General features: G+C 72.6%; 8 protein-coding genes. 5 read left to right on the top strand and 3 right to left on the bottom strand.

The features are described 5' to 3' along the window. Nucleotides 1–16 precede the first annotated feature (16 nt). The gene (locus ACFV9Q_RS16875) at nt 17–472 is read right to left on the bottom strand and encodes a DUF1772 domain-containing protein (RefSeq protein ID WP_377235353.1); all 456 of its coding nucleotides are present in this window, start codon (nt 470–472) and stop codon (nt 17–19) included. Nucleotides 473–653: 181 nt separating this feature from the next. Between ACFV9Q_RS16875 and ACFV9Q_RS16880 the strand changes: the two genes are divergently transcribed. The 3 genes from ACFV9Q_RS16880 to ACFV9Q_RS16890 all read left to right on the top strand — a co-directional run bounded on the left by ACFV9Q_RS16880 (nt 654) and on the right by ACFV9Q_RS16890 (nt 3,119). Beyond that, entirely contained in the window at nt 654–1,277 is a 624-nt protein-coding gene (locus ACFV9Q_RS16880) for a DUF4126 domain-containing protein (protein ID WP_377230956.1), read from the top strand. After that, on the top strand, nt 1,261–2,364 hold the full coding sequence (locus ACFV9Q_RS16885) for a winged helix DNA-binding domain-containing protein (RefSeq protein ID WP_377235354.1): 1,104 nt from the start codon (nt 1,261–1,263) through the stop codon (nt 2,362–2,364). The genes ACFV9Q_RS16880 and ACFV9Q_RS16885 overlap by 17 nt, the downstream gene beginning before the upstream one ends. 71 nt (nt 2,365–2,435) lie before the next feature. Beyond that, nucleotides 2,436–3,119 carry an SIMPL domain-containing protein gene (locus tag ACFV9Q_RS16890; protein WP_377230954.1) on the top strand — a complete coding sequence of 228 codons (684 nt, stop codon included), beginning with the start codon at nt 2,436–2,438 and terminating at the stop codon, nt 3,117–3,119. Here ACFV9Q_RS16890 and ACFV9Q_RS16895 read toward each other — a convergent pair. Beyond that, the gene (locus ACFV9Q_RS16895; protein WP_377235355.1) at nt 3,089–4,198 is read right to left on the bottom strand and encodes a P1 family peptidase; all 1,110 of its coding nucleotides are present in this window, start codon (nt 4,196–4,198) and stop codon (nt 3,089–3,091) included. The two genes, ACFV9Q_RS16890 and ACFV9Q_RS16895, sit on opposite strands and share 31 nt — an antisense overlap. A 334-nt stretch (nt 4,199–4,532) precedes the next feature. On the opposite strand from ACFV9Q_RS16895, the gene ACFV9Q_RS16900 reads away from it, so the two are divergent. After that, nucleotides 4,533–4,982 (top strand): TIGR03668 family PPOX class F420-dependent oxidoreductase, encoded by a 450-nt coding sequence (locus ACFV9Q_RS16900; RefSeq protein WP_377235356.1) that lies wholly within the window; start codon nt 4,533–4,535, stop codon nt 4,980–4,982. Between the two features lie 158 nt (nt 4,983–5,140). On the opposite strand, the gene ACFV9Q_RS16905 is transcribed toward ACFV9Q_RS16900, so the two are convergent. After that, nucleotides 5,141–5,518, bottom strand: a complete 378-nt coding sequence (locus ACFV9Q_RS16905; RefSeq protein WP_377230951.1) for a VOC family protein — start codon at nt 5,516–5,518, stop codon at nt 5,141–5,143. 86 nt (nt 5,519–5,604) lie between these two features. Between ACFV9Q_RS16905 and ACFV9Q_RS16910 the strand changes: the two genes are divergently transcribed. Beyond that, nucleotides 5,605–6,327 (top strand): TetR/AcrR family transcriptional regulator, encoded by a 723-nt coding sequence (locus ACFV9Q_RS16910; RefSeq protein ID WP_377235357.1) that lies wholly within the window; start codon nt 5,605–5,607, stop codon nt 6,325–6,327. Nucleotides 6,328–6,397: the final 70 nt, after the last annotated feature.

Here is a 6,397-nt window from a genome sequence, read left to right on the forward strand (position 1 = left end):
CCCGGAGGCCGACCCGTCAGAGCAGCCCGACCGCCGCGAGCGCCGTCGCGGCGACCCCCGCGAGGGTGCGCACGTGGTTCCACGCGGTCCAGGGCCGCCAGTAGGCGCGCCAGGCGGCGGCCTTGTCGTGGGCGGCGAGCAGCTGGTTGTTGAGCGGCACGTTCAGGGCCATCGTCACGCCGAAGGTGCCGATCAGGTAGACCGCGGCGGCCGCGAGGATCCAGAGGCCGCCGTCGTGGCCGTCGACGAGGCCCCAGATGCCGGTGGCCGCCGGGACGAGGAGCGCGCCGAAGAAGACGCTCATGAACGCGGGCATCGGCGCGGTCTCGTTGATGCCGTTCATCGCCTCTCCGGCGGCCTCGTCGGAGGCGCGGGCGAGGCCGCTCATGACGAACGACGAGAACCCGAAGAACACCCCCGCCGACAGGCCGAGCAGCACGACCGAAACGACGGCGAAGATCGTCCAGATCATCCGGGCCTCCAGGTCAGCGCGGCGGTGCGGTGGTCGTCGACAACTCTTCCACGAACGGGCCTGCCCCTTCCAGACCTTCGCCCACAGGAGAAACGGCGTCTGTGACAGACGGATAACAGATCGGGCACACCGGACACGTTTCGCCCACGGAGTGTCGGTGTGCCGTGGAACACTTCGAGCCATGCTCGAAATTGCCACCGGTAGCGGACTCGCCTTGTCGGCGGGCCTCAACGCATGGATCCCGCTCATCTTCCTCGGCGTGCTCTCGCGCTTCACGGACCTCGTGGAGCTGCCGAGCACGTGGGCGTGGCTGGAGAACGGCTGGGTGATGGCGATCCTGGTCGTGCTCCTGGTGCTCGAGTTCGCCGCGGACAAGATCCCGGTGCTCGACTCGATCAACGACGTGGTGCAGACCGTCATCCGCCCCACCGCGGGCGGCATCGCCTTCGGCGCCGGCTCGATGTCGGAGACGGCAACGGTCACGGACCCGGGCGCGTTCGTGCAGTCGGGCCAGTGGATCCCGATCGTCGCGGGCGTGGTGCTCGCGCTGGGCACGCACGCGGCGAAGGCCGGCGGGCGCGTGGTCGCCAACACGGTCTCGGGCGGCACGGCGGCGCCCGTGGTCAGCGCCGCGGAGGACGCGACGAGCATCGGTGTCTCGTTCCTGGCCGTCCTGGCCCCGCTCGCGATCATCCCGGTGCTGATCTTGTTCGTGGTCGGGGTGATCATGCTGATCCGGAGCCTGGCCAAGCACCGACGCGCCCGAGCGGCGGGACATGGCGGTGGGGATGCCTACTACGTCTGAGGTCCGGGAGATCCAGCGGGCCCGGCTCACCTCGGTCGGCCTGGGCACGCTGGACCCCGCACCTTCCGCCGACGACGGCGCGGTGGCCCGCGTCGTCGCCCGGCTCGGCGCCGTCCAGTCGCAGGAGCTGCACTCCTCCGCGTGGGGCGTGGCGCAGCGCCTGGCCGCGCCGGCCACGCTCGAACAGGTGCAGGCGGCGCTGGCCGACGGGTCGATCCTGCGCACCCACATCCTGCGGCCCACCTGGCACTACGTGGTCCCCGAGGACCTGGCTCCGCTCATGACGGCCACCGCGCCCCGGGTCCGCAAGGCCATGGCGTCGACGGAGAAGTCCTACGACTTCGACCACTCGCTGCTCCCCCGCCGGCACGCCGTCCTCGCCGACGCGCTGGCGGACGGCCCGCGCACGCGCAAGGAGCTCGGCGTCGCGCTCGCCGAGGACGAGGGTGCCCCGCTGAACGCCTGGCACCTGGGCCAGGTCATGATGCACGCGGAGCTGGACCTGATCGTGGCGAGCGGCCCGATGCGCGGCAAGCAGGCCACCTACCGGTTGCTGCCGGAGCAGAAGTCCTGGGACGAGGACGCAGCCCGCGTCCACCTGGCGCGCGCGTACGTGCGGGGGCACGGCCCCTGCCGCGCGGAGGACGTCGCCTGGTGGGGCACCCTGACCAAGACGGCGGCCCGGGCCGCGGTCGCCGACGCCGGGCTGACCCGCCACGAGATCGCCGGCCTGACCCTCTGGACCGACGGCGACCTGCCCGAGCCGGCCCCGGAGGGCACCGCCCGGCTGCTCTCGGTGTACGACGAGTTCTTCTGCCACGACTTCAAGAGCTGGCCCTCCCTGACCACGGACGGCATGCCGAGCCGCTGGCTGTACACCGGTCTGGTGGCCGTGGACGGGCTGATCGCCGGCGGATGGTCGCGGGTGCTCAAGGCCCAGACCGTGGAGATCACCGTCGAGCTCACGGACGAGCCGTCGGCCACCGTGTGGGCGGCCATCGAGGCCGAGGCCGCGCGCTACGGGGCGTTCTGCGGGCTCGAACCGACGCTGGCCCGCGGCACGGTGGGCAAGGGCACCATCGGCTGACGGGGCCCGGGGATCCCCTGTCCGGCGCGGCGGGGTGGCGTGGTCCGCGGCATCGTGGGCAGACTCCGCACATGACTCGCATCGCCGTCGAAGGCCAGGCCAAGCGCACCCATCCCGCCGAGCGCGGGACCGTCAACCTGCACGTCGCCTTCTCGGGCACGCTCCGCAACGACGTCGTGGAGCAGGTGGCCCGCACCCACACGATTCTCGTGGACCAGGCCAAGGCGCACGTCGCGTCGGGCGCGGCGGAGAAGTGGGACTCGGCCTCGGTGCACTCGTACGTCTACGACGACCGGGTCAAGAACTCCGAGACGGGCGGCAAGCAGCGCATCCGGCGGTTCCGCGCCTCCGCGCGGCTGTCGGTCACGTTCCGCGACTTCGAGGTCCTGTCCACCTGGCTCGCCGACATCATGGACGTCGAGGGCGTCGAGATCGACTGGCTGAACTGGACCCTCACCGACGAGACCCGCAAGGCGCTCCAGGCCGAGGCCCGCGTCGAGGCCGCCGGGGAGACCGTGGTGCGCGCCCAGTCGTACGCCGACGCGCTGGGCCTCGGCCCGGTGGCGCCCGTCGCGATCTACGAGGCCGGCCTGCGGGGCGGCAACGACGGCGGCGGCGCCCCGATGTACGCCATGCGGGCCGGCGCGATGGCCGCCCCGGGCGGCGGCGCCCAGGTCGAGCTGCAGCCGCGGGACATCGACGTCGAGATCACGCTGTCCGCCGACTACGAGACGGGTCCCGTCGCCGAGGGCTGAGGCAGCACGCCGGCGGCGCGCAGCCGGTCGAGCACCAGGGTGTGGGGCACCGCGGTCGCCGTACCGCGGTGCCCCACGGTCGTGGTCGCCATGAACAGCGAGTTGAGCAGGGCCTCCTCGACGGCGTCCATCGTCGCGGCGAAGACCGGGTCCAGGTCGCCGTCGTCCACGCCGCCCGACGACGGCGCCCCCGGCGTGCCGAACGCCAGGGCGTAGTCGCCGCTGCCGCCCGCGAAGTCGGAGCCCACGCGCGCCATCGCGAACACGGCCCGTCGCGCGACGCGGCCGAGCTGACGTGCGTCGAGCGGGGCGTCGGTGGCGATCACGATCATGCAGGAGTTGCCCTCGGGCTGGAGGCCGTTGGCGGCCGGTTCGGCGCCGTCCGCGGCGGGGGCGCCGGCCGGGGCGGGGCGCGCTCCGCCGTCGTCCGCCCTGATCGGGACGCCGCGCACCGTGAGCGTGCCGGAGAAGTTGGACTGCACCAGCACGCCCACCGTCCAGCCGCCGACGACCCGCGACGACGTGCCGATCCCGCCCTTGAACCCGAGCGCCATGGTGCCCGTCCCGGCGCCGACGCAGCCCTCGCCGGGCAGGTCGGACGTCGCGCCGTCGAGGGCGGCGAGCACGTGCGCCTCGGTGATCGGCCGGGCCCGGATGTCGCTGAGCCGGCCGTCGTTGGTCTCGCCGACGACCGGGTTGAGCGTGCGCGTGTCCTCGTGGCCCGGCCCGGCGAGCACGTGCGTGACCAGCGCGTCCGCGGCGCGGAACGCGCTCAGGGTGGCGGTCAGCAGGATCGGCGTCTCGACCGCGCCCAGCTCGGCGACCTGGGTGGCGCCGATCAGCTTGCCGAACCCGTTGCCGACGAACAGCCCGCACGGCAGGCTGCCCCGGCCCTGCTCCAGGGCGTCCGGCACGATCGCCGTGACCCCGGTGTGCAGGCGCGGCGGGTCCACGATGGTGGTGTGCCCCACCCGCACGCCGGGCACGTCGGTGATCGCGTTCAACGGCCCCGTGCGCAACGGCCCGACCACGATCCCGAGGTCGCGCACCCGCCGAGGCTGCCGGCTGTGGTTCGTCATGCCTCCAGCATCGACGATCCCGGAGGTTCGTCGACTCCACGTCAGGTCCCGGCGTGTCTCGGCCCGACACCGTCGCCTGATCTCATCGAGCAGGCCGCGGACGCCGTCGTCGAAGGAGTCCTGCCCGCCCGCCGTCTCGACCGCCAGACCGCGATGCCGGGTCTCCCGCCAGCGCTTGGCACCGTCCATCAGCAACCCACCCTCACCCCACGTTCCGAGAAAGGCTGTCAGTTCTGCTGGTCGCGCGCAGGCAGCAACCGCATTCGTTGCTTATGCGCAACAGCCTGACGGGTCCGTTCCAGGGCTGGCTCCTGCGACGCGACACAATGACGACGTGCGCCTCGATGCCGATGTCTGCCGGTCGCGGTTCGCCGCGGCCCGGCACGCCTACCTCGCCACGGCCGACGCCGAGGGCGTGCCCCAGCTCGTGCCGGTCACGTTCGCCCTGGTCAGCACCACGGAGGGTCCGGTGCCGGCAGCCGCCGACGACGAGATCGTCGTCGCCGTCGACCACAAACCCAAGACCACACGGGACCTGAAGCGCCTGCGGAACATCGCGAAGAACCCGCACGTCGCCCTGCTCGCGGACCGGTACGACGACGACTGGGCACACCTCTGGTGGGTGCGGGCCGACGGCGTCGCCGCCGTCGAGCACGACGGCGCACCCCGGGAGGCGGCGCTGGACGCGCTCGCCGCGCGGTACCCGCAGTACCGCGAGCGCCGCCCGGACGGGCCGGTGATCCGGGTGCGGGTGACCCGCTGGTCGGGCTGGGCGCACGGCTAGGCGGACGTCGGATCCGACGCTCCGCTTTGAGGCCCGACTTTCTTCGCGTTGAGCAGCGTCAAAGCGAAGAAAGTCGGGCCTCAAAGGAAAGTGTCCGGGTCAGACCCGCCAGGGGGAGGTTAGACCCGCCAGGACAAATCAGACCCGCCAGGGGCAGGTCAGACCCACTGGACGAGCTGCCACACGATCCCGTTGGGGTCGGCGAACTGGCAGTACCGCTCGCCCCAGGGCTCGGTCTCGGGCGGCGTGACGACCTCCGCCCCGGCGGCGGAGATGCGGGCGAACTCGGTGTCGAGGTCGTCCACGACGAACGCGATCAGCAGACCCTGACCGGCGGGGCCGGCGATCCGCTCGGGCTTGAACGTGCCGAGGCCGACCCGCAGGAACACGATGTTGACGCCGGCCGAGTCGTGCTGCAGGGACACGAACCCGTCGTCCGACATGGCCTCGGTGAACCCGAGGTGCTGCTTCGCGAACTCCGCCGACGCGGCGACGTCGGGCACGTTGAGGGACAGGGCGGTACCGGTGATCTTCAAGCTGACTCCTCGCATCTCATAACCTTGTACGGCGTAAGATGGTTGCAGAATGTTCCCGGCCCGTCACGCCGATTCCTGGAGACCTGATGCCCCGCGAGCTGATCGACCTGCTCTGGCGCGATCACCCGGCCGCTCCGCGGGGCGGCGCGCGGGGACCCCGGGCCGCCGTCACGACGGGCGCGGTGGTCGACGCCGCGGGCACGGTGGCGGACGCCGAGGGCCTCGCCGCCGTCACGGTCCGCCGGCTCGGCGACGTGCTGGGCGTCTCGGCCATGTCGGTCTACACGCACGTCAACAGCCGCGACGACCTGCTGGTGCTGATGGCCGACGCCGCCTTCGCGCGCATGCCGCGGCCCGGGTACGGGAGTGCCGGGTGGCGCACCCGGGTGCAGCGGGTCGCCGACACGAACCTCGCGCTCCTGACCGAGCACCCGTGGCTGCTGGAGATCGACGACGACCGCACGGCGTTCGGGCCCGGCACCATCGCCAAGTACGACCACGAGCTGCACGCGCTGGACCCGCTGCCCCTGGACGACGTCGCCCGCGACGCAGCGCTCACGTTCGTGCTCGACTTCGTCCGCGCGGCCGCCCGGGCCCAGCGGCCGGACCCGCGGGCCGACGAGCTGCCGGAGCTCTGGGGGCGGTGGGCCGGGCGGCTCGCGGAGTACCTCGGCGACGACCACCAGCTCGCCCAGCGGGTCGGCGGCGCGGCGGGCAAGGCGATGAACGCCCCCTCCAGCCCGGCCCACGCCTGGACCTACGGCCTGAACAAAGTCCTGGACTCCCTAGCCCCACCCCCCACTCGTTGAGTGCTGGGGCTGTTGGCCTTTTTGGGGCGAGGGCAGACACAAAGAGGGCTACCAACAACCAAGGGGGGAG

Origin of the sequence: Promicromonospora sp. NPDC059942 (assembly GCF_042731755.1) — a bacterium.
Taxonomy (GTDB): Bacteria; Actinomycetota; Actinomycetes; order Actinomycetales; family Cellulomonadaceae; genus Promicromonospora.